Below are 21,856 nucleotides of genomic sequence, written 5' to 3' on the forward strand. Positions count from 1 at the left end.
TATAGGGAAAGCTATCCTATTTCCAGCATCCTCTCCACTGCCAGCAGGGCGTTGAGGCGGATGTCCTCCGGTACCGTGACCCTCGGCTCCAGGTCGTGCAGGGACCGCTCCACCTTCTCCAGGGTTATCAGCTTCATGTCGGGGCACAACGGCTCCTCTACGGGGAAGAACAGCTGCTTGTCGGGGAACCGCTTTCCCAGCGGATGTCCCATGCCCGCCTCGGTCAGCACGATGATCTCCCCCGGGCCCGCCCTCTCGATCACCGAGAACATGCCGGATGTGCTGGCGACCTCGTCCGCGAGTTCCAGCACTTCCTCGCGGCACTCCGGGTGGGCTACCACCAGGGCCGACGGGTGAAGCCTCTTCTGCTCCATCACCATCTCCACGGTGATCCTGTCGTGGATGGGGCAGCATCCCTCCCAGATTATCAGCTCCCTGCCCGTGACCCTCTGCACATAGCGGCCCAGGTTTTTATCGGGCGTGAAGATGATCTCGGGCGCCTCGATGGCCTTTACGACCTCGACGGCGTTGCCCGAGGTGCAGCAGTAGTCGCTCTCTGCCTTGACGGCGGCGCTGGAGTTCACGTAGGTGACCACCACGGCGCCGGGGTGAAGCTTCTTGAGGGTGATCAGTCCCTCCGGGGTGATGGTATCGGCGAGGGGGCAGCCCGCATGCGGCTCCGGCAGCAGGGTGATCTTGTCCGGGTTGACGATGGCCGAGGTCTCGGCCATGAAGTGGACGCCGCAGAAGACGATGACCTCGGCGTCCACGCCGGCGGCCTGGCGGGCCAGGCCAAGTGAATCGCCGACGAAATCGGCGATATCCTGTACCTCCGGCCTCTGGTAGTTGTGGGCGAGGATCACCGCCCTGCGCTCCCGGCGCAGCTGCGCTATCCTCTCCAGCCTCTCGGCGTCCGTGTCCATACTTTACCCTTGCCCCAGGTCCCGTCCTCGCATCGCCCCGCGGGTCCTCCCCGGGATCCCTGCCGCCGGGGAACCGCGGCCAGGGATCAGGTGTAACCCGTATCTTATATATAGAGTATCGCCATGGAATGCAAAAGGTCTTCTCGGGGGATCATGTGCTCCCCGGCCGCCCCACCGGTCGGGCTCAGCAGATATCGTCCGCGGTCACGTGGTCCTCGATGAGGCTGATGTGGTTGAGCTCATCGACCAGGACCACCCGGGGCTTCAGGTTGACGGCCTCGACCTCGTCCACGACGCAGAACGAGAAGATGATGATGGTGTCGCCCTTGTGGATGAGGCGGGCCGCGGCCCCGTTCATTGCGATGGTGCCCGATCCAGGCTCGCCCCCGATGACGTAGGTCTCCAGGCGGCTGCCGTTGTCGATGTCGACGACCATCACCTTTTCATAGGGTATGAGGTCGGCCGCCTCCATCAGTTCCTTGTCTATGGTTATGCTCCCGACATAGTGAAGGTCCGCGTCGGTCACCGTCGCGCGGTGTATCTTGCTCTTGAGCATGGTGCGCTGCATCGTCCCGCCTGTCTCGCTCTTCTCTCTCTGCCGGTACCGCCGTATGCTTAATATTCGGCGTCCACCAACTAAAAATATAGCATAACCATGGCCCGTCTATACATCCGGGATTTCCAGCAGCACATTGTCGATGAGCCGGGCCTTGCCGACCCGCGCCGCCAGCGCGATGAGCACCTCGCCACGCAGCTCTCTCGCCGGCTCGAGGAGTCCCCAGTCCAATGCCTCTATGTATTCCGTCCGCACCAGCGGTTCTTCCTCTATGAACTCCCGCATGCGCGCTATGACCTTGGCGGCATCGCGCTCCCCCTCCGCGGCAAGCTCCCGCGCGAGCACGAGCGAACGGTTCAGCACGGTCGCCGCTGCGCGCTCCTCCGCCTCCAGGTAAATGTTGCGGGAACTCATGGCCAACCCGTCTTCCTCCCGCACCGTGGGGCAGGCCACTACCTCGATGTCGAAGTCGAGGTCGCGCACCATCTTGCGGATAACCCACACCTGCTGGGCGTCCTTGAGCCCAAAGTAGGCGCGCCGGGCCGGGACGATATGAAAGAGCTTGGCCACGACAGTGGCTACGCCGCGGAAGTGCCCGGGACGCGATGCGCCGCAAAGGACGCGGGAAACCTTTTCCAGCTCGACGTAGGTATGATAGGGCTGCGGGTACATCTCCTCCACCCCGGGGTGGAAGACACAGTCGACCCCAGCCTCCTCTGCTATGGCGCAGTCGCGCTCGAGATCGCGCGGGTAGTCCTCCAGGTCCTCTCCGCGGCCGAACTGGGTGGGGTTGACGAAGAGGCTGACCACGACAAAGCCGCAATCCTCGCGGGCCGCTCGCATAAGGGAGACGTGTCCCGCGTGGAAGAAGCCCATGGTCGGCACTAGCCCGACCGTCTTTCCCGCGCCGAGCTGCTCCGCTGCCGCTCTCTTCATCTCCTTCACCGTGTTGATGACGCGCATCCCCGGTCTCCTTCCCTGCCCTTGCCGGTGCCACGCATCAGGAGTAATGCTGCAGGAGTTCCTCGATCTCCTCGCAGCGGGCCTTGCTGACATCGGCCTCCGCCAGGTCGAGGGCGAACATGGAGAGGGAGGTGTATACCTTGAGCAGCAGCTCGCGGTCCTCGCCATGCAGTTCTTCCAGGTGGCGACGGAGCACGCCGATATCCCCCCGCGCCACCGGCCCGGTGAGCGCCCTCTCAGTGCCCAGCCGCTTTAGGTTCCGCACCGTCCCCTCTATGAGCGGCAGGAGGGCCTTCAGCGCTTTCTCGCGCTGCATGCCGATCTCCTGGTAGACCAGTTCGGCCGCATGCTCCAAGGCCACCAGCAGGTTGCTGGCCACCACCGCGCCGATGTGGTAGAGGGTCTTGTCCTTCTCGGCCAGGAGCACGGGCTCGCCCCCCAATTTCCTCACCAGTCCCTCCGCCCAGGCCTGGATGGCCTCGCTGCGGGCGGTCACCGCGAAGACCGAGCCGGGTATGCTCCTCACCGCCCCGCGCACGTCGGCGAAGGTCTGCAGCGGGTGGATGCAGGCGGTCCTGGCCCCCAACTCCTCGGCCGGCTCGAGCACGTCCAACCCCAGGGCCCCGCTCATATGCACGATGTGGTCGCCCTTGCCCACCGCCTTCCCGCTCACCAGGGTGAGGATGGTATCGGCGATGAGGTCGTCGGGGGTGGTGATGACGATGACGTTGCCCTTCTTGCCCGCCTTGACCACGTCGGAGGTGAGCATGGCCCCCCGGATGTGCTTCTCCACCGTCTCGAGGGATGCGTCGCTGCGCGAAGCCACGGCGACCACCCTTTCTCCCTTGCCCTGCAGGATGTGCCCCACGGCCGTTCCGACCCTGCCACCGCCGATGATCACGAAGCGGTCCACTCTTCTAGCCATGCCACTCCTCCTTGCCATACCGGAAGGCTGGCCGTATTTCTCCGGTGCCCCCGCCCCCGGCGAGCCCAGGCGCCCCGCCCGCGGTCGGCGCCGGCTTCCCGTGCCGCAGCTCCGCCAGCGGGACCATGACGAAATCCCTTTCCAGCATGCGCGGGTGGGGGATGACCAGGCCGTCCTCCTCCACGCTAAGGTCGTCGTAGAGCAGTATGTCCACGTCGATGACGCGCGGGCCCCACCTCTCCGCCCTCACCCGTCCGAGCCCTTTCTCCACCTCCATGCAGGCGTCCAGCATGCCGTGGGGATCGCGGGAAGTGGACACCAGCGCCACCAGGTTCAGGAAATCCGGCTGCTCCTCCACTCCCCACGGTGCTGTTTCGTACACGGACGACACCTCGAGGACGCTCACGCCCTCCATGGCGTCGAGCAGGCGCAAGGCCGCCAGCAGGTTGGCCCTGCGGTCGCCCAGGTTGCCGCCCATCCCCAGGTAAACCCGGTGCTTTTCTTCACCATCCATCGCTTGCCAGGACCACCTCCACCGCCACCTCGCCGACTTCCTGGCTCAAGGGGGCCTGCGGCTTGCGCACCCTCACCAGCAGGCGCGAGGCGGGGGTGGTATCCATGATGCGCTCTCCGATGCGCGCGGCCAGGGTCTCGACGAGGTCGTACCTCTCCCGGGTGACCAGTTCGTAGACGTCCGTGGCAAGGGCATCGTAGTCCACCGCCTCCGCCAGGTCGTCGTTCTCCACCGCCCGCGCGGCGTCGTATTCCAGCTCGATGTCCACTATGAAGTCCTGCCCTTTCTCCTTCTCCTCGGGCGTGCAGCCGTGGAAGGCGTAGGCCTTGATGCCGGAGATGACTATCTTCGCCGTGGGGACCATCTCACTTCTCTCTGACCGTCGCCGTGATGAGCACGTCCGTATCCTCCAGCGTGTCCACCACGTCCATGCCGGAAGTCACCTTCCCGAAGACGCTGAAATATGGGTCAAGGTCAGTTCTGTCCGTCTTGAGGATGAAGAAATCCGTAGTCGCTGAATTGGCCTGGTATTGTCCTGTCTGGGGATCGCTGGGCTTCGCAAAGGATATAACGCCCCTGGTGGCGGAGATCCCGATCTCGTCTATTACCACGCCCACCCCCTGGTCCGCCGTCAACGCCTCCTGCAACTTCGCCTCGTCAGGGGTAGCCTCCCCCGCCTCTGCGACCAGCGACTGGTAATGACTCCCGGTCTGGACCACGAAGTCCTCCACCCGGTACCAGAGAAGGCCATCGTAGAACCCCTGGTTCGCCAGGTCGGTGATGTGCTGGACGTTCATGGGCGCATCCTCACCAAAGAGCCCCACGATTATCTCCCCCTTGCTGGTCTCCAGGACCAGCTCGGAGGTGATCCTGGGCTCCGCCTCCTTCTTCTTCTCCTCCTCTTTCATGTAGTTGACCAGGATGACGAGGCCCACGGTGACGGCGATGGTCGCGATGCAGGCGACGACGATGATGGCCTTGCGCCAGATGTCCTTGCGCTCCTGCTCCCGCCGCTTCTCCTCCTCCTCCTTGCGCTGCTGTTTCAGTTTCTGAGCCTTGCCCAATGTTCTCTCTCCTTATCCCTTGCCTACGATGGCGTCCGCCACGCGCGCCACGCGCGCCATCTCCCTGACGTCGTGCACCCTCACGATGTCCGCGCCGCCCCTTATGCCCAGGGCCACGCTGGCCGCGGTGCCCTCCACCCTGTCGTTCTCCGGCAGGTCGAGCAACCTGCCGATGAAGCTCTTGCGGGAGGTGCCGATCACCATGGTATACCCCAGGGACCTGAACTCCTCCAGGCGGCGCAGGATCTCCAGGTTGTGCTGGAGGGTCTTCCCGAACCCGATACCGGGATCGATCATGATATTGGAGGGGTCGGCCCCAGCCTCCTCCGCCACCGCAGCCCGCTCGCGCAGAAAAGAGGATATCTCCCCGATGACATCTTCATAATGCGGCTCCACCTGCATGTCCTTGGGCAGGCCCTGCATGTGCATGAGGCAGAAAGGCACCCCGCGCCCGGCCAGCAGGGGGAGCATCTCCTCGTCCAGGCGCAGGGCGCTTATCTCGTTGACCATGGCGCACCCCGCCGCCAGCGCCTGGCGTGCCACCTCCGCCTTGGTGGTGTCTATGGACACCGGCACGCCGGCACGCCCCAGTACCCCCTCCACCACCGGCATTACGCGGCGCAGTTCCTCGTCCAGGGTGATGAAGTCGGACCCCGGGCGGGTCGATTCCCCTCCGATGTCCAGGATATCGGCCCCCTCCTCCTCCAGGCGCAGGGCGTGTTCGATGGCCTTTGGCGCATCGGCGAAGCGGCCGCCGTCGGAGAACGAGTCCGGCGTGACGTTTACCACGCCCATGATCAGGGTGCGCTTGCCCAGGTCATACTCCCTGCCCCCAAGGCGTAGGATGCGACTCTGCTCGGACATGGAGGAGCGCAGGAGTGCTTCCAGTTCCTGGGCCAGGACCTTGAGCCCGAAGGGCTGCCGCTTCAGCTTGGATATCAGTTGCCTGTAATGCTTGAGGTTGCCGGAGATGACCGCCGATACCTTGACCCCGCCGTAGTCGAAGACCTCGCGCGGCAGCGACACCTCCCCGCCTATGGAGAGCATGTTCTGCTTGAGGATGTTGGCGGCCTTGGTGTCCACGTTGTCCACGCGCACCACGCGGCAGACCATCTTGGGAGCCATGATAGCCCTCCCCTGTTCGCTGGGCCTGAGTTCGTCCAGGCGCGCATAGGCACCCGAGAGGTCGTCCACGGCCAGGAAACGGGGGTTGAACCTCATGCCCGCCTCTCAGCTCTTCTGGCGGATGAGCGCCATGGCCTCCGCCCGCGAAGCGGCGTTGGTATGGAAGGTGCCCCTCACCGCGGAGGTGATGGTGAGGGTACCAGGCTTCTTCACCCCGCGCATGGACATGCACAGGTGTTCCGCCTCGATCACCACCAGCACGCCGCGGGGGCGCAGGGCTTTGACCAGGGTGTCGGCCACCTCGGTGGTTATCCTCTCCTGCACCTGCAGGCGCTTGGAGAGCACGTCCACCACTCGGGCCAGCTTGCTGATGCCGGTTATCTGGCCTTCCGGGCCGGGGATATACGCCACGTGGGCCTTGCCCAGGAAGGGGATGAGGTGGTGTTCGCAGATGGAGTAGAAGGGGATGTCCTTGACCACGATCATCTCCTCGTGCTCCTCCATGAACATGGCCTTGATGACCTCGGCGGGGTCGATGTCCACTCCGCACAGGAGTTCCTCGTACATGTTGGCTACCCGTTCGGGCGTCTTGAGCAGCCCTTCGCGCTCGAGGTCCTCCCCTACCCCCTCGAGGATCATGCGCACGCCCTGCATTATCCTGTCTTTATCCACTTAATCCCTCCTTCGCGGATTTAACGCATATTATATCGCAACGGGGTCAGCCCCTGACATGTGACATTTCGTTATCCAGCTGCACGATACAAAGATCTCCTTCCTTGGGAATGTCACATGTCAGGGGCTGACCCCGTTTTTCCTTCCTTGGGAATGTCACATGTCAGGGGCTGACCCCGTTTTTCCTTCCTTGGGAATGTCACATGTCAGGGGCTGACCCCGTTTACTCGGGTTGGGGCAGGGGGCTTCCCTTGATGGGGGAGGGCGTGCGTATCTCCCCTTGCGCCTTGTCCTGGCTCTCGCCTTCCTTCGCCGCGAGGGGCTGTTTGGGGGCGGCGGCGACCTCCCGTCCCTCCAGCAGCGCCAGCAGTTCCTCTTTTTCCAGCGTCTCGCCCTCGATGAGCGCCCTGGCGATGGTATCCAGTTTTTCCCTCTGCTCGGTGAGGATTGCCTCGGCGCGCTCGTAGGCCTCGTCCACCAGTCTCCTCACCTCTTTGTCGATCTCGTAGGCGATCTGGTCGCTGTAGTCCTTGTGGGTGGTGAAGTCGCGGCCCAGGAACACCTCACCCTGCTTCTGGCCCAGGGTCAGGGGCCCGAGTTTTTCGCTCATGCCGAATTCGCAGACCATCTTGCGGGCCAGCTTGGTGGCTTTCTCGATGTCGTTCTGGTCCCCGGTGGTGAGTTCGTCGAAGATCATCTCCTCGGCCACGCGCCCGCCCAGGAGCATGGCCAGTTCGTCCACCAGCTCTCCCTTGGTCACCAGGTACTTGTCCTCCATGGGCAGGGTGAGGGTGTAACCGAGAGCCTGGCCGCGCGGGATGATGGAGATCTTGTGCACGGGGTCGGCGTTGGGCAGCTCGTGGGCCACCAGGGCGTGTCCCGCCTCGTGGTAGGCGATGATCTCTTTCTCCTTCTCGCTGATGAGCCGGGTGCGGCGCTCCGGCCCCGCGATGACACGGTCGATGGCCTCCTCCATCTCCTCCATGTCCAGCTTCTTCTTGCCGTGGCGTGCCGAGAGCAGGGCGGCCTCGTTGACCAGGTTGGCCAGGTCGGCGCCGGTGAAACCGGGGGTGCGCCGCGCCAGTACCTCCAGGTCAACATCGTCGGCCAAGGGCTTGTCCCTGGTGTGGACCATGAGGATGTCCCTGCGCCCGTTGAGGTCGGGGCGGTCGACCACGATCTGGCGGTCGAAGCGTCCCGGCCGCAGCAGTGCCGGATCCAGGATGTCCGGGCGGTTGGTGGCCGCGATGAGGATGACGCCGGTCTTCATATCGAAACCGTCCATCTCCACCAGGAGCTGGTTGAGGGTCTGTTCGCGCTCGTCATGGCCGCCGCCCAGCCCGGCGCCGCGATGGCGCCCCACCGCGTCGATCTCGTCCATGAAGATGATGGCCGGGGCGCTCGACTTGGCCTGCTCGAAGAGGTCGCGCACGCGCGAGGCGCCCACCCCTACGAACATCTCCACGAAATCGGAGCCTGATATGGAAAAGAACGGCACTCCCGCTTCGCCGGCTACGGCGCGCGCCAGCAGCGTCTTGCCGGAGCCGGGGGGCCCATAGAGGAGGACCCCCTTGGGTATCTTGGCCCCCAGGGCCTGGAACTTGGCCGGACTTGCCAGAAAATCCCTGATCTCCTCCAGCTCCTCCACCGCCTCGTCCACGCCGGCCACGTCCTTGAAGGTGACGCGGGCGTGTTCCTTGTTCATCACCTTGGCACGGCTCTTGCCGAAGGACATCACCTTGCTGCCCCCTCCCTGCATCTGCTGGAAGAGGAAGAAGAAAAGCACGACGATGAGGAGGAACGGGAGGATGTTTAGGATGATGCCCAGGATATCGAAGCCGCCCTGTGGGTCCACCTTGACCTCGAGGTCCTGGTAAGCGGCGTACCGCTGCGCGACCTCGGGGTCCTCGGAGAAGGCCAGTTGCTTGTATTCATCTATCGACGCCAGCAGGTCGTCGGCATAGTCCGCAGGGTAGGAGACCTCGAACTCCTCGCCCGAGACCAGGGTCCCCGTGACCATGTTGTCCTTGTCTTTGATGGTCACGCTGGCGATCTCCCCGGCCGCCAGCTTTTCGTTGAACCAGCTCAGGTCCTTGGTGGTGTCGTTCCCGAACAGGTTCGGCGACTTGGTCCACACCAGGATGACCACGAAGACGATCAATAGATAGAAGATTGCCGTTCTCCACAGCCTCTTGTTCCCCATGTTCAATGCGCTTCGCCTTCCCTCTTCTCCTCCTCCAGCACCCCCACGTAGGGCAACTGCCGGTACCTTTCCGCATAATCCAGGCCGTAGCCGACCACGAAGAGCGGGGGCACGTCGAAACCGGAATATCTGACCTCCAAGTCAACCTTACGCGCGTCCGGTTTGTTAAGCAAGGCGCACACCTCCACCGAGGCGGGGCCCCGGTCGAGCAACATGCCCACGAGGTATCTCAGGGTCAGTCCGGTATCCACTATGTCCTCCACCACCAGGACGTCCTTGCCCTCTATCTCCAGGTCCATGTCCTTGATTATCTTTACCACCCCGGATGTCTTCGTGTCTGCACCGTAGCTCGACACGGCCACGAAATCTATCTGCAGCGGCAGCTCGATCGCTCGCGCCAGGTCCGCGAGGAAGACGAAGGCCCCCTTGAGCACCCCAACCATTATCAGCTCGCGGCCGCGGTAATCCCGGGTTATCTCCCCGGCCATCTCGGCGATGCGGGCCTTTATCTTGTCCTCGCCGATGAGCTGCCGGGCGTTTTCCAGGTCCATGTAGCGATTATCCTCCTGTTCCGGGGTTTTGCGGATGACCTGTCTCAACCCGCTGCCGCCCCATACCTATATCTTATCGTCCCCGCTCCCCCGCGTCTGAAATCCCGGCGGCCTCGCCCTCCAGGGGTTTGACCCTGAGCGCCGCCACCCGCCTGGTCCCCTCGCTCACCTTGAACCTCTCGTCGATGCGCATGCCTACTACCCATACGATCTCCCCAGCGGACTCAAGCACCATCACGCGCGTCCGCTCCTCGCGGGGGACCTTGGCGTCCACCAGGAAATCCTGGAGCTTGCGTCCGCCGGGACCGCCCAGGGGATGGAAACGGTCGCCCGCGCGGATGCCCCTGACGAGCAGGGGATAAGACAGGCGGTCGGCATCCAACCAGGCGATACCGGGGTCCGCCGCGGCCTCCCGGGGGTCCTCGCCGCCGCGGGGGCGCGTCTCCACTTCCAGCCGCAACCCCGCCCCGGCCAGGACGTAGGTCCCGTCTCCGGGGATGTCCGTACTGGTGGGCAGGTCCCCCCGGGGCCGGGGGCCGAGGATGATGCGATCGTAAGCGCGTCGGGCCGTATGCCCCGGAGAGAGATCGAGGCGGGCTGTGCCCTCTATCTCCAGCAGCTTGGTGCGGATGTCCTCTACCAGGTCGAACCCGGGTTCTATACCGAGGCGGCGCAGGGATGCCGCGATGACCTCGCGCCGCACCGCCAGGGGGCGGGCGCTCAGCCCCTCCACCTCTATCTCATCCCCCCTGGCCGTCGCCGCCAGCGTGCTTTCTTCCGCTTCCGCCGTGAACGCGTCAAGGATATCCGCCAGCGCGGCCAGCATCTCCGCCTCTCCCAGCAGCACCCGCTTCACGGAAGGGTTGTACTCCCGTTCGAGCAGGGGGAGGAGACGGTGGCGGACGCGGTTACGCGGGATGAGGGTATCGAGGTTGGTGGGATCGGCCCGGGGCGCAAGGGGCAGGAAGGCGGCATAGGCGTCCACCTCGCTTCTCCATACACGGATGAGCGGCCTCACGAAGGGGAGGCGCAACGGCGGTATGGAGCCCAGCCCCCGTGGTCCGCTTCCCGCGAGCACGCGCAGGAGCAGTGTCTCCACCCGGTCGTCGGCGGTATGGCCGGTGGCGAGGCGCGCCGCCCCGCTCTCGCGCATCACCGCATGGAAGGCAACGTAACGGGCCTCCCTCAGGGCCTCCTCGGGGCTCATGGAGCCCCCGCCGCCTGGCTCCACCCGCCGCACCGAGCATTCCAGGCCATAATGGCCGGCTACCTGCCGCACGTATGCGGCGTCCTCGCCCGACTCCGGGCGCACGCCGTGGTCCACATGCACCACCCTCAGGGCGATGCCCAGCTCGTCAGCGAGTTGGACCAGGACATCCAGCATGACCAGGGAGTCGGCACCGCCCGATACCGCGGCCAGGACCAGGCCTCCCGGCTCGAACATCGGCCAGCGCCGCAGGGTCTCCCTGACCCTGGAGATTACGTTGAAGCGCTCTCTTTCCCATCTCATGTATTAATAATAGCCCAACGTCGGCAGTGGCAGGGGTCAGGCTTCTTGTCTTCTGCATTCCACCAGACGTATCTGCTAAGAACCGGGCCGCATGAATGCAAGGGACAAGACCTGACCCACAGACGGAAAGAGAATGTCGGCCACGGAAGCACGGATTTGCCATACCGTTGCGGTATCAATAAACCCAAACGTCGGTGGTACGTAATGGCGACTGGGGCCGGTATAAATGTTGGCCCGCACCCTACGGCGTCGGCCGGTCATACGTCAAAAGCCGGTATGGGAGCAGTCCCAGACCGTGCGGGCCCAGCAACTGAACCTGGGCAGGGACAGGGAATGGCGATATCGCCGCCATCACCGCCATGTGGGGCTGAGCCTTGGGGCTAAAGGCCGAGGGTAGCGGTGCTGGTTGCCGGGGATATCTCCAGGTCCACCCCGGGTGAGGCGGCTTTGAGGCCCCTCAGCAACTCCTCCGCCTGCCCGTCATAGAGGGGGGTGGGCCTGCCTCCCTCCACCCGCAGGGGTATGATCTCCAGGCTGGTCAGACGTCCCATGTTGAAACGGCATGCCGCGAAGATGGAGTTCTTGCCCGCCTCGCTCTCCGATGAATAGACCAGGTTGCCCAGGGAGTAGATGACGGGAACGCCGGATATCACCTCAATCCCCTGCACCACGTGGGGATGGCAGCCTACCACCAGGTCCGCGCCGCCCGCGACACAGGCCGCCGCGATCTCCCGCTGGCGCCGCGTGATCTCGGCCGATCCCACCTCTCCCCAGTGCACGAAAACGGCCACGTAATGCGCTTGCCGCGCCGCCGCCCCGACCTTTTCTTCGAGGTCCTCAAGGGATGCCTCGCAGACCCCGGGTGTGTCCTCGCCGGCCGCGCTGGTGGGAGTGGCTACATCGCTGAAGGAGAGCAGCGCGATGGTCGCGCCGCTGGGCGCCTCGAGCAGCAGCGGCCTCTCCGCGGCGGCGGCTCCGGTCCCGGCCCCGAACCCCCCCAGGCCTTGTGCGCCCAGCGCGCTCAGGGTCTCCTCGAGGCCCGCTGCGCCGTAGTCCATGATATGGTCGTTTGCCAGGCTCAGTGCATCTATACCAGCCTCCGCCATGGTGGCGGCGTTGCAGGTATCTCCCCGCATGTCCAGGGAATCCCTGGTGGAGCTGGAGATGGTGCCACTGCAGAGGGGCCCCTCCAGGTTGACCACGGTGAAGTCGTAGAGGCCGAAGAGCGGCGAGACCTCCGCCCAGGGATAAGCCGGCTCGCCCTGGGCGATGAGATCGGCGACCGCCAGGCCGAAGGTCACATCGCCACCCACCCCCAGGCTCAGCGTGGGCGTAGCGGCGCTCGAGGACCGTTCCTCCGCCTCCGTAGCCTGGATGAACTCCCCCGCCGTCTGCGTGTGGATGCCGCTATCGCCGTCATCGTAACGGGGGGATGTGAGCGAAAAGACCAGCAACACCAGGCCTACCACCGCCGTGCACCCGAAAACCAGGAACACGGCCTGTCGCCTCGCCCGCTGGCGCTTCAGCTTGCTCTGCAGAGTCCTGGTCAAAACGTGTCCTCCCGCACTAGTCTTTCTGCGCCCGTGGGCCGCCTTCCTGCCAGTTGTGTTTTACCGCCCCGGCAAGTCGCATCCACACCTAATCATACAGCAAGCCCGGTCACCGGTATCGACGGACGCGCCGATGGTGTTCGTAGCCCCTGCTCAGCGTGGCGCGTCCGCCGTTTCGAGCAGGGAATAGACACGGTCCATGTCCAGGGAGGCGCTGACTATGCGCGCCGGGCGCTCGCGGCCCACCTGACGCCGCGCGTGCGGGCGCGTCTCTTTCGCGTCAACCGAACCTCCTGTAGAGAAGCCAGCCGCCCAGCGAGAGCAGAGGCACCGCGACCATCAGGGGTATCAACCAGACCAGGAAAGACGTCCCCTCGGAGGATCCAGCCCCCCTGTCCTCGCTCTCCGCCGCGGCCTGCGAGGCACCATGCTCCTCGGCCGACTTTCCTTCATCCGCTGCCTGGACCCCGGTGTCCTGCGCGGGCGTCTCTCCCTGGGCCTCGGGGCCGCCGCCGGCCTCTCCTCCGCTATTGGCTTGGCCTTCCCCGCCCCCGGCGGGACCGGTGGGGGAAGCGGCGGGCCCGCCGTCCGTGTCGCCGGCGCTTTCGCCGCTCCCACCCCCTCCCGGGGGATCGGAATACGAGATGCCGATGGGGTAGGGTTTCCTCGCCATGGCGCAGACCGCGTATGCCGTCGTCCACACCGGGTTCTTGTCCGCCCCGTCCATCCAGTAGAAGCGACCGTCACCAGCCTGCATGGAAGCGATGAAGCCGTAAGGTGTATTGCCGTTCTTCGACCACTCACCTCCAGCAGGGTCCTGGCCTGCAGCCACGATGGCCTGCACGCACCAGGCGGTCGCGGAAACATCGGAGGAGCCCCGCTCGAACGAGAAGCCACCGTCACCGTTCTGTATGGATCTCAGGTACGCGAGCGCGGACTTGATCGACTGCTCATCGGAGTTCACCCCCGCCGCCCTGAGGGCCATTATCGAAGCGGCCGTCATGTCCGGGTTGCTGGCGGAGCCGGGGCTGTTGCCCCACCCGCCGTCCCCGTTCTGGTTTCTCACGTGCCATTCCACCGCACCAGGCGGCACGGCCAGCCCGGCCACCCGGTACGAGAGCATGCCGAAAGCATTCGAGTTGATGGCGTCTCCTATGTTCCCGCCCGTCCTCTGGTATGACTGCACCTTGGCGAGGAGGTCGATGCCCCCGAATGATCTGATGTTCCTGCCGGCAGCCGCAACGGCAAGCAGGGTCCTCTCGTAATCGGTCACGCTTCGCCAACTCCCCGATTGAGAGTCCAGGAAATCAACGGGGGAGCGGCCTCCTGACTTCACCGCGTTCGGGTCAGCCCCGCCTGCACGGATAGCCATGATGCACCAGGCGGTGGTGGAGTCGGCCCCCTCGGTCCTTCCCGGCTCGGCGAAACCCCCATCCGGCATCTGGTTTGCTGCGATGAAGGCGAGCCCTTCCGCCGCGCCCGCTGCCGCGGGCAGGGAAGGGCACATCGCGAGCAGCCCCACGCATAGGGCAATGGTTATGATCAGGGGTCTAAGCATCGACAACGTTCTCACCACCCGTGTTTGATAGTGTCGACCCGTACGGATCCCGGCTTCCCGCCTTATCGTCCAGGTATTCCACTCCGAACCGTTCCCGGAAACGTACGAGCATCGTAGCCACCGGAACGGTGAGGAAGACGGCGAACAGGAGGTTGCCGGCGGCATGGAAGAGATCGAACCAGAAACTGGTCAGGTTCGCTGCCATAAACGATCTGAAGGTCAGGGGATAGACATAGGAGAGCCAGAACCAGAAGTTCATCATCCAGCCGAAAAGGAAGCCCCAGATGGTGCAGAGAGTGGCGATCGGAGCGATCCTGACCCGCCCCCTCATCGCGGCGGACAATAACCCGCCGCTGGCGCCCGCCAGTCCCCAGGCGAGCATCTGCCACGGCGTCCAGGGACCCTGTCCCAGGAAGATGTTGCTCAGCAGGGCGGCCAGTGCCCCGACCATAAAACCAGGCTCGGCCCCGAAGACGTATCCCGCCAGGACGGCCACGAAAGTGACGGGCTGTACGCCGGGTATCGCGGCGAAGAGCACCCGTCCCGCCGCGGCCATCGCCGCCAGCGCACCCACAACCGCGACTTCCCGGGAACCGTATTCTCCTTCCTCGAAGCGTATAAACAGCACCGCGAGGGCTATCACCGCCAGCAGCAGGGTGCTCATCGACCAGTTGTCGAATGGCGGCACTCCCTCTATGCCGAGGTAGGCGAGCATCGCGGCCAGGGCGATCAGGGCGTACCTGACGAGGCGCATCATGGCCTGGCCTCCCGCAGGATGGATACGGCTTCCTCCTCGTGGATCACCCCGCCATAGGCGTCGCCCAGCAAGCGGTTGACCTGGGGGGAGAAGAACAGCGAGTCGCTGAGGACCTCCGATGCCGGCCCCACGGTGATGATACTGCCGTCTCCCATGATGGCCACACGGTCCGCGAGGGATGCGGCGAACTCAACGTCGTGGGTGACCACGAAGAGCGTGCTGCCATCTTCCCTGTATTCGTCCAGGTAGTCCAGTATGGTGCGCTTATTGTCATAGTCCAGTCCCCGCGTGGGCTCGTCCATCACCACCAGGTCCGGGGCGGGAGGGAGCAGGGCTGCCGCGATGACCACTTTCTCCCTTTCCCCACTGCTCAGGTCGCGCGGGTTGCGGTCGGCCAGGCTTCCGAGGCCAAGGCGGTCCAGTTGCCGGTCCACGGCGTCCCCGGCCTCCAACCCGTCAACACCCCGCAGATGCATGGTGTGCAGCAACTCTTCCCTCACCGAGGAGCGCACGAAATAAGTAACGGGGTTCTGCGGACAGTAGCCCAGCCTCCGAGCAAGACCGGGGAGGCGTGCGGGCGCCGGCTCGCTTCCAAAGAGCTCGACCTTGCCGCGCGACGGCCGCAGCAGGCCGAGGAGGCAGCGCAGCAGGGTGCTCTTGCCCGCACCGTTCTCGCCCATGACCGCCAGGCGGCAGCCTCCCTCCAGAGCAAGGTCCACGCCCTTCAACGCCTCTGGGCCATGCGGGTACACTTGCCACAACCCCCTGGCCTTGCAGACCGCCTCCCCTCCGGTGGACCTTTCCGCTCCCGCCTCCCTTTCCTGTCCGCCCGCGCCGTTGGGGCTCACGCTCCCCCGCAGCATGACCCGGGCCTGGTTCACGGTCAGCGGTATCTCCTTCCAGCCAGCCTTGACGAAGACCCTGGATACCGGCGGCAGGAACGCCTTGTCACGCTCCCCGCACCAGCGCGCCGCTTCCCGCGGCTCGCCGTCGAACAGTATCCTGCCCTGCTCCATGTAGATCACCCGGGACGCATAATGAAAGCACCTCTCCAGCCTGTGCTCGGACATCACCACGGTGGTGCCCGTCTCTTCGTGTATGCGCCTCACCACCGTCAAGAGGTCCTCGGCGCTCACCGGGTCCAGTTGGGAAGTGGGCTCGTCCAGGACGAGCAGCACGGGATGGAGGGCGAGTATGGCGGCCAGCACGACCTTTTGCGTCTCGCCGCCTGAGAGCTCGGGGATGAAGGAGCGCCTGAGATGGGAGAGGCCCAGTCCGGCCAGCATCTCCTCCACCCGCTTGGCGATGGTGGAGGCCGGGAGCCCGGCGTTCTCCAAGCCGAAGGCTATCTCCCTCTCCACGGTGGTACTCACCATCTGGTCCTCGGCATCCTGGAACACCATGCCTACCTTCAGGGCCAGCTCGCGGGGCCTGACCTCCGCCGTATCGTGCCCTCCCACCATTACCTTGCCCCGAATCCTCCCGCCGTGGAAATGGGGGATGAGTCCGTTGAAAAGCCGCATGAGGGTGGTCTTTCCGCTGCCGGTGGGCCCGGTGAGCAGGATGAACTCGCCTCTTTCCACACTGAGATCTATCCCCTCCAGGGCTGGCCGCTCCGCCTTGGGGTACCAGTAGCTCAGATCTTCGATCTCAACCAGTGCCATCTCTTCCAGCTCCAGCTCAATAAGACCACCGACAGCAGCACCGCGGCCAGGGCCGTCAGGGCGGCCGGGCTTGCTTCGCTCCACGGGTCGGAAAGGGTGGGGAAGAAGGAGTAAGCCCCTTTCCCACCCACCGACGCCGCCACCGCCACGCCGAGCAGGGACATCGACAGCGTGACGACGACGGCATCCCTGGCCCTGAACGGGCTCCTCCTCATCCTCGTGCGTCCGCCGCTTCCGAACCCGCGTGCGCTCATTGATTCGGCGATGGACGCGGCACGGTCCAGGGAGCCCTGAAAAAGCGAGAGGAGCATGGGCAGGTGGGCCTTGGCGCGGGAAAACCGTCCTCCCCCTTTGAGCCTTTCTCCCCTTACCAGTTGCACCTCCCTGATCGCCCGCGCCTCGCTGACCATGCTGGGATAGAGGCGCACCGCCAGCGCGGCGGACAGGGAGGAGCGCGAGGAGAACCTGGAAAACATGCCCAGTAAATCGTCGGGATTGATCACCGTGCTCGCGAGACCGCAGATCATGATGACCGTGAATACCCGCAGCGCGGACGACAGGCCGTAGAGGACGGCTTCCAGGGTGATGTCGAGACTGCCCCAGAGCGGTATCCTCGGACCGTAAACGAGGACGTGCTCACCCTGGCTGTTCACGAGGGGGTTGAGGACGGCGATGAACAGCGCCACCACCAGGCCGATGCGCAAGAAGGCCCTGCACTCTTCCCAGGTCTCCGCGCAGAGGATGATCCCCATGGTCCCGGCGCAGACCACCATCACGTACAGGGGGTTCTCTAGGAGCAGCGCGGCGGCGGCCAGGGAGGCGACAAGGAGCAGGGAAGCCACGGCGTTCAGACCGTGCAGCAGCGTTTCCTTATACCTGTAGACCGGAACCAATACTATCTCCCTTTACTCCGGGCGCTATCTCCCGTCCATGTCCGCGCCGGCAAACACCACCATGGCCGGTCCGGAAGAGCGGTTGTCCCAACCGGCGAGACGGCCGACGGCGGCCCTTACCCCCTCAACGTCCGTACCGATTACCATGAGCGCGGAGCCCTCCTCCCCGAGTCTCGGCCCTATGGCCTCTATCAGGCCCTCCCCGCTGGCCAGGCATCCGCTCGCTTCCCCTTTCCCGTCCACCAACAGGATATCAGCTCCAGCGATGTAGGCGGTCAGACCTATCCGGGCGGCGTTGGCGCTGGCCTCCGCGATGAAATGGTTTTTCGCCAGCTCCGCGGCGGTCCCTACGACAACCGCGTACTCGCCTTGCCTCGGCCTCCAGCCGGGGTTCAGATCTTCAAGGTCGCAAGTGGGCGCGCCCGCCTCTCTCAGTACCTCCGCGAGCCGCTCTCCGGAGTCCTCGCATCCCGGGGCACAGACTATCAGGCATTCACGTGGCGCCTCACGGAACCCGTGAACGAAGGGCTCCGGGAAACAGCCGGCGAACGCCGGGGTGAACACCGAATATTCCCAGGAATGGTAGTCGAAGATGAGCCAGTCCCCGTCCCTGACCTCGAAGTCACCGGCACCGACCTCCGCCATCTGTCCGTTGACGTAGTAGAACCAGTCCGTCTTGCTTGAACCCTCGCCGTCATAGCCCGAGACCAGGCCGTCAACGGCACGGATGAAACCCCCGCCGTATGACGTCTCCACTTCGGCCGCCTTCTGCAGGGCCTGCATCGCGCTGGAACCTTCCCTCACCTCGACGTCCTCGTCCCGCAACACCTCCCCGCCGAAGTCGCGGGTGATACTCAGCCTCACCACCACGCTTTCCTGGCCCTCGTTCCAGGGCATGAACGCGCATCCCCGCACCGTGAAGAAGACAGCGACGAGGACCAGGACGGTTATCCACGCATACCACCAGGCGCGGGTGCCGCTTCTCTCCGCCGTATCCACACAACCGCCTTCCCTCTTAACGCCACCCTGTACGATACGGGTACGCAGGCACGGCCGAGCGGGGAAGCGGGACCGCCTCCCCGCTCCTGGCGGCCTTCGCCGGCCAGGGTCAACCGCTGATCAATATGGGCTTTCCGGCCTGCTCGTGCTCAGTACATGTCCTTGAGGGTCGCGCCCATGGTGCAATGGCCTCCGTTCCACCCGCGGTTCTCATAGCCCATGTAATCGAAGTACATGGCCCGCTCCACCACCACGCCGCGATCGGAAGAGATGGCGTAGGCGCGTTCCACGGGCACGTCGCTCCGCATGGATATGGTGAACCGCTGGCCCGCCTCGACCTCATACTCCTCGGCATCACCGTCGCCGAAGAGCGGTTTCACGCTTACGGTCGCGTCCTCCTTGCCCGGATTGGAGATACAGATATACTCGTCGGTGCTGGGATCCGTATAACCTTCCGCCAGACACCAGTAATTGCTGGAAAGGGCGGTTCCCGTCACGCAGTGGCCACCGTCCCACACCCCTTCATAGTCGAAATACAGGGGGCGCTCGGCGAGTATGGGCCTGTCGGAGCTCACCATCAATCCCAGCTCCTTGCCGCTCCCTGCCTCTTCGTTCACGTAGAGCGTACGCCTGCTGCTGGCGTTCACCGTGTACTTCTCGGAATACGCTTCCTCTCCCTGATAGAGATAGGCCACCGTGACCTCGGCGGCTTCCGTGCCCGGGTTGGCCAGGCAAAGCCATTCCTCGAAGCCGGATCCGGTATAGCCTTCGGCGAAACACCACTGCCCGCCTGCCTCTCCGACCCCCATCACGCAGTGCCCGCCGGTACAACCGAGGTCGGCCCGGCCCCGGTAATCGAAGTACATCGGGCGCTCCGCCACGATGGGCTGGTTTGAAACGGCCTTGATGGAGACCTCCTTGCCCGCTCCCGCTTCCTCGTTTACGCTCAAGGTCATCCTGCGGTTGCCGGGCACGTCGTACCGTTTCTGAAGCGGATCTCCATCGGGATAGAGGTAGGTCACGTCCACCGTGGCCGCCCGGTCGGAGAAATTGGCCAGGCAGAGCCATTCCTCGAAGCCTGAGCCTGTATACCCCTCGGCGAAATACCACGTGTCGAGGGGCATGTCCGCGCCGACCACGCAGTGCCCGCCAGTCCAGTTGTGGGCGGCAGCTCCGTGGTAGTCGAAGTACATGGGACGCTCGGCGACGATGGGCCGGTCAGAAATGGCCTTGATCGAGACCTCTGCGTCGGCGCCCACCTGCTCGTTTATATATATGGTCCTGCGCGTGCCGGCCGGCACCTCGTAATCGACGGTCAGGGGGTCTGCAGCGCTGTTGAACACGTAAGTGACGCTGACCGTCGCGTCATCGTCCTGGCCGATGCCCGGGTTGGCCAAGCACAGCCATGCGTCGAAACCGGGGCCGGTATACCCCTCGGCGAAATACCAGTCGAAAACCGAGGGCATAAACTCCTCGTAGGCATAAAGGCGGCCATCGGCGGTCGAGTACGCCAGTCCGCCGGAAACCACGGGATCGCCGCCCGCCTCCTGTTGCACGTACCAGAGCTCACTTCCGGTTTCCGGATCCATGGCTGCCATGCCCTTGTTGTGCGCCCACATACCGGTGTCGAAACTCCCGGCATAGAGGTACCCGGTGGTCGGGGACAGTGCGCAGTTGCCATTGTAAGCTCCCCAGTTTGGGTTGTCCCATACCAGACCGCCGGTGTCCATGTTAAAGGCATAGAAATGATTCCCGCCCACGGAATAATCGTTGCCGCACACGTACACTATGTTATGGTTGCCGTCGACGAGTGGCATGCCGGACGATCCCCATATGGGCTGGCTCCAGGCGAGTGTCGCCTTGTTCCCACTGTCATCAAGGCGGTAGAAATTGCTGACGGGCCCACCGTAAGCGAAATCGCTCAAGTACAGATGTCCCTGGTCGCAAGCAATAGGCCCCGCGATGTCGTATTGCGTGGCATACTCCCATTTCTTAACGACAGTTGAGCTGGACACGTCGATGCAATGTACCTTTCCGTTAGGAGAGAAGCCGAAGGCGGCCGACTGTGGCAGGTAAAGCCGGTTGTTGGTATCGTCCACGCCCGGCGCACCCGATGCGGAGGAGTTGGCATCGAGCTCATACCGCCACACCACGTCGCCGTTGAGGGCCGACAGACCGACGTATGCGCCATAGGTGAAATCGGCCACCACGACTACCTCGTTCGCCGCCGCATCGCCATACATCACCGGATCGCTTATGATCACGGAGTTCCCCAGGAGCCCTCCTGCCGGGGTGATGTCCGTATGCCAGAGGACCTTGCCGCTCGCCGTGGTATCCAGGCAGTAAAGGCTCTTTCCACACCCTATATAAAGACGGTCACCGTCGACGAGGGGTCGTGCCTTGGAACCCATACCCCCGGCCCATTCCAGGTCCTTCTGCCACAGAAATCCGCCGTTGGTGGCGTCCAGCGCGACTATACTGCTTTTCACTCCCGGTGGCATCCATGGGTCGTCTCCGGCGAAGAGGTATGCCACCCCACCGTCTATGGCCGGTCCGGTCCCGTCCTTGATCCTATAATCCGCGCTTTCGAAAACGGGGGCCTCCGACTGGACAGACGGGGAGGGCAGCGCATTCTCCACCCCCACGACCGTCATCATCGCCAATGATACCGCCACCGCCAGGAGGGCGGCCGTCCATCTTCTCCAGTCCCTTTTCCTTGCTTCGGTCCCGGCTGTCATCCCTTTTCCTCCTTTGTTCTTTTCCGTGCTCCGCAGCCGGCGACGGCACGAAAAAACCTCCTCTCTCGCTCTGAGATCGGAGGTCTATCATGCCTGCCAGGTCCTCTCTATCGCGGAGAGCTTGCTGACTCCTGCCGGGCAGGTCTTCTGACTCCTGGATCTTCGCTCGGCCCCTCCTTCCCGACCTTACGTCAGTGGTTTCGCGGGGCTCCGCTCCCCAGTCACAGCGGCGCTACCGTGCCGGTCTCTCACCGGCTTCCCTCCTGGCCCTTACGGGACCCGGCAGGCATGTTATGCGTTTGTCAACTCCCTCATGCTAACACAAAAGCCAGTCCAACTCAAAACGTACGCATGTGTTCCAGTATCCCCCGCAGGACCTTTCTGCCCACCTCGAACAGCTCTTTTATCAGCCCGTCCTCCAGGTCGTTGAAATCATCGTTCTCTTCCACTAACCTTGAGATAAGCTGAGACAGATCTGACATGTGAGAGATCACTCCTTTCTCCTGTTTGTTTTGCTTCACTCAGGAATAATTGAGTGGTCTCTCCTCTTTTTCCTTCTCAGACCTGCCTACAAAAGAATTACAGCAACCATGCAAAACTGATATCAGCGCGACCGGCGCTCGGGTGTCGTCCATATAATAAGACCGCCTGGGCCCGCCATGGTGGCAGCAGGCGTCCTTGTGAAGCCCAG

At 64.1% G+C, this 21,856-nt stretch carries 20 protein-coding genes and 1 riboswitch; all 20 genes read right to left on the minus strand.

Features of this window, described 5'->3' with window-relative positions:
- Positions 1-11: 11 nt before the first annotated feature.
- The gene (gene nadA, locus AB1384_04105) at positions 12-923 is read right to left on the minus strand and encodes a quinolinate synthase NadA (protein MEW6553455.1); all 912 of its coding nucleotides are present in this window, start codon (positions 921-923) and stop codon (positions 12-14) included.
- A 184-nt stretch (positions 924-1,107) separates the two neighbouring features.
- Positions 1,108-1,491 carry an aspartate 1-decarboxylase gene (panD, locus tag AB1384_04110; GenBank protein MEW6553456.1) on the minus strand — a complete coding sequence of 128 codons (384 nt, stop codon included), beginning with the start codon at positions 1,489-1,491 and terminating at the stop codon, positions 1,108-1,110.
- Positions 1,492-1,587: 96 nt separating this feature from the next.
- The gene (gene panC, locus AB1384_04115) at positions 1,588-2,442 is read right to left on the minus strand and encodes a pantoate--beta-alanine ligase (GenBank protein ID MEW6553457.1); all 855 of its coding nucleotides are present in this window, start codon (positions 2,440-2,442) and stop codon (positions 1,588-1,590) included.
- Positions 2,443-2,479: 37 nt separating this feature from the next.
- The gene (locus AB1384_04120; protein ID MEW6553458.1) at positions 2,480-3,367 is read right to left on the minus strand and encodes a Rossmann-like and DUF2520 domain-containing protein; all 888 of its coding nucleotides are present in this window, start codon (positions 3,365-3,367) and stop codon (positions 2,480-2,482) included.
- Entirely contained in the window at positions 3,360-3,881 is a 522-nt protein-coding gene (gene folK / locus AB1384_04125) for a 2-amino-4-hydroxy-6-hydroxymethyldihydropteridine diphosphokinase (protein ID MEW6553459.1), read from the minus strand. Before folK ends, AB1384_04120 begins: the two co-directional genes overlap by 8 nt.
- Positions 3,871-4,245 carry a dihydroneopterin aldolase gene (folB, locus tag AB1384_04130; GenBank protein MEW6553460.1) on the minus strand — a complete coding sequence of 125 codons (375 nt, stop codon included), beginning with the start codon at positions 4,243-4,245 and terminating at the stop codon, positions 3,871-3,873. The genes folK and folB overlap by 11 nt, the downstream gene beginning before the upstream one ends.
- Before the next feature lies 1 nt (position 4,246).
- The gene (locus AB1384_04135) at positions 4,247-4,945 is read right to left on the minus strand and encodes a peptidylprolyl isomerase (GenBank protein ID MEW6553461.1); all 699 of its coding nucleotides are present in this window, start codon (positions 4,943-4,945) and stop codon (positions 4,247-4,249) included.
- 12 nt (positions 4,946-4,957) lie between these two features.
- Positions 4,958-6,166 (minus strand): dihydropteroate synthase, encoded by a 1,209-nt coding sequence (gene folP, locus AB1384_04140; GenBank protein ID MEW6553462.1) that lies wholly within the window; start codon positions 6,164-6,166, stop codon positions 4,958-4,960.
- A gap of 9 nt (positions 6,167-6,175) precedes the next feature.
- Positions 6,176-6,742 carry a GTP cyclohydrolase I FolE gene (gene folE / locus AB1384_04145; protein ID MEW6553463.1) on the minus strand — a complete coding sequence of 189 codons (567 nt, stop codon included), beginning with the start codon at positions 6,740-6,742 and terminating at the stop codon, positions 6,176-6,178.
- Between the two features lie 223 nt (positions 6,743-6,965).
- The gene (gene ftsH, locus AB1384_04150) at positions 6,966-8,945 is read right to left on the minus strand and encodes an ATP-dependent zinc metalloprotease FtsH (GenBank protein MEW6553464.1); all 1,980 of its coding nucleotides are present in this window, start codon (positions 8,943-8,945) and stop codon (positions 6,966-6,968) included.
- Positions 8,946-8,947: 2 nt separating this feature from the next.
- The gene (gene hpt, locus AB1384_04155; GenBank protein MEW6553465.1) at positions 8,948-9,496 is read right to left on the minus strand and encodes a hypoxanthine phosphoribosyltransferase; all 549 of its coding nucleotides are present in this window, start codon (positions 9,494-9,496) and stop codon (positions 8,948-8,950) included.
- 73 nt (positions 9,497-9,569) lie between these two features.
- Entirely contained in the window at positions 9,570-11,006 is a 1,437-nt protein-coding gene (gene tilS, locus AB1384_04160; protein MEW6553466.1) for a tRNA lysidine(34) synthetase TilS, read from the minus strand.
- Positions 11,007-11,386: 380 nt separating this feature from the next.
- Positions 11,387-12,556 (minus strand): CapA family protein, encoded by a 1,170-nt coding sequence (locus AB1384_04165; GenBank protein MEW6553467.1) that lies wholly within the window; start codon positions 12,554-12,556, stop codon positions 11,387-11,389.
- 280 nt (positions 12,557-12,836) lie between these two features.
- Positions 12,837-14,114 carry a prenyltransferase/squalene oxidase repeat-containing protein gene (locus AB1384_04170; GenBank protein ID MEW6553468.1) on the minus strand — a complete coding sequence of 426 codons (1,278 nt, stop codon included), beginning with the start codon at positions 14,112-14,114 and terminating at the stop codon, positions 12,837-12,839.
- Positions 14,107-14,871 carry an ECF transporter S component gene (locus AB1384_04175; protein MEW6553469.1) on the minus strand — a complete coding sequence of 255 codons (765 nt, stop codon included), beginning with the start codon at positions 14,869-14,871 and terminating at the stop codon, positions 14,107-14,109. The genes AB1384_04170 and AB1384_04175 overlap by 8 nt, the downstream gene beginning before the upstream one ends.
- Positions 14,868-16,535 (minus strand): ATP-binding cassette domain-containing protein, encoded by a 1,668-nt coding sequence (locus AB1384_04180; protein ID MEW6553470.1) that lies wholly within the window; start codon positions 16,533-16,535, stop codon positions 14,868-14,870. Before AB1384_04180 ends, AB1384_04175 begins: the two co-directional genes overlap by 4 nt.
- Positions 16,508-17,428 (minus strand): energy-coupling factor transporter transmembrane component T, encoded by a 921-nt coding sequence (locus tag AB1384_04185; protein MEW6553471.1) that lies wholly within the window; start codon positions 17,426-17,428, stop codon positions 16,508-16,510. Before AB1384_04185 ends, AB1384_04180 begins: the two co-directional genes overlap by 28 nt.
- Positions 17,429-17,452: 24 nt before the next feature.
- Entirely contained in the window at positions 17,453-18,427 is a 975-nt protein-coding gene (locus AB1384_04190) for a DUF4430 domain-containing protein (GenBank protein MEW6553472.1), read from the minus strand.
- A gap of 149 nt (positions 18,428-18,576) precedes the next feature.
- Positions 18,577-21,165: a PQQ-binding-like beta-propeller repeat protein gene (locus AB1384_04195; protein MEW6553473.1), complete on the minus strand. Its 2,589-nt coding sequence runs from the start codon at positions 21,163-21,165 to the stop codon at positions 18,577-18,579.
- 119 nt (positions 21,166-21,284) lie between these two features.
- A riboswitch (cobalamin riboswitch) is annotated at positions 21,285-21,463 on the minus strand.
- A gap of 40 nt (positions 21,464-21,503) precedes the next feature.
- Positions 21,504-21,647 (minus strand): hypothetical protein, encoded by a 144-nt coding sequence (locus AB1384_04200; GenBank protein ID MEW6553474.1) that lies wholly within the window; start codon positions 21,645-21,647, stop codon positions 21,504-21,506.
- Positions 21,648-21,856 lie beyond the last annotated feature (209 nt).

The sequence above is a fragment of the Actinomycetota bacterium genome (genome assembly GCA_040757835.1).
Lineage (GTDB): Bacteria > Actinomycetota > Geothermincolia > Geothermincolales > RBG-13-55-18 > SURF-21.

What these genes read in the sequence shown, in the direction of transcription:
- nadA (MEW6553455.1), bottom strand. Translation starts at nt 923, where the DNA reads ATGGACACGGACGCCGAGAGGCTGGAGAGGATAGCGCAGCTGCGCCGG.
- panD (MEW6553456.1), bottom strand. Translation starts at nt 1,491, where the DNA reads ATGCAGCGCACCATGCTCAAGAGCAAGATACACCGCGCGACGGTGACC.
- panC (MEW6553457.1), bottom strand. Translation starts at nt 2,442, where the DNA reads ATGCGCGTCATCAACACGGTGAAGGAGATGAAGAGAGCGGCAGCGGAG.
- AB1384_04120 (MEW6553458.1), bottom strand. Translation starts at nt 3,367, where the DNA reads ATGGCTAGAAGAGTGGACCGCTTCGTGATCATCGGCGGTGGCAGGGTC.
- folK (MEW6553459.1), bottom strand. Translation starts at nt 3,881, where the DNA reads ATGGATGGTGAAGAAAAGCACCGGGTTTACCTGGGGATGGGCGGCAAC.
- folB (MEW6553460.1), bottom strand. Translation starts at nt 4,245, where the DNA reads ATGGTCCCCACGGCGAAGATAGTCATCTCCGGCATCAAGGCCTACGCC.
- folP (MEW6553462.1), bottom strand. Translation starts at nt 6,166, where the DNA reads ATGAGGTTCAACCCCCGTTTCCTGGCCGTGGACGACCTCTCGGGTGCC.
- ftsH (MEW6553464.1), bottom strand. Translation starts at nt 8,945, where the DNA reads ATGGGGAACAAGAGGCTGTGGAGAACGGCAATCTTCTATCTATTGATC.
- hpt (MEW6553465.1), bottom strand. Translation starts at nt 9,496, where the DNA reads ATGGACCTGGAAAACGCCCGGCAGCTCATCGGCGAGGACAAGATAAAG.
- tilS (MEW6553466.1), bottom strand. Translation starts at nt 11,006, where the DNA reads ATGAGATGGGAAAGAGAGCGCTTCAACGTAATCTCCAGGGTCAGGGAG.
- AB1384_04170 (MEW6553468.1), bottom strand. Translation starts at nt 14,114, where the DNA reads ATGCTTAGACCCCTGATCATAACCATTGCCCTATGCGTGGGGCTGCTC.
- AB1384_04175 (MEW6553469.1), bottom strand. Translation starts at nt 14,871, where the DNA reads ATGATGCGCCTCGTCAGGTACGCCCTGATCGCCCTGGCCGCGATGCTC.
- AB1384_04180 (MEW6553470.1), bottom strand. Translation starts at nt 16,535, where the DNA reads ATGGCACTGGTTGAGATCGAAGATCTGAGCTACTGGTACCCCAAGGCG.
- AB1384_04195 (MEW6553473.1), bottom strand. Translation starts at nt 21,165, where the DNA reads ATGACAGCCGGGACCGAAGCAAGGAAAAGGGACTGGAGAAGATGGACG.
- AB1384_04200 (MEW6553474.1), bottom strand. Translation starts at nt 21,647, where the DNA reads ATGTCAGATCTGTCTCAGCTTATCTCAAGGTTAGTGGAAGAGAACGAT.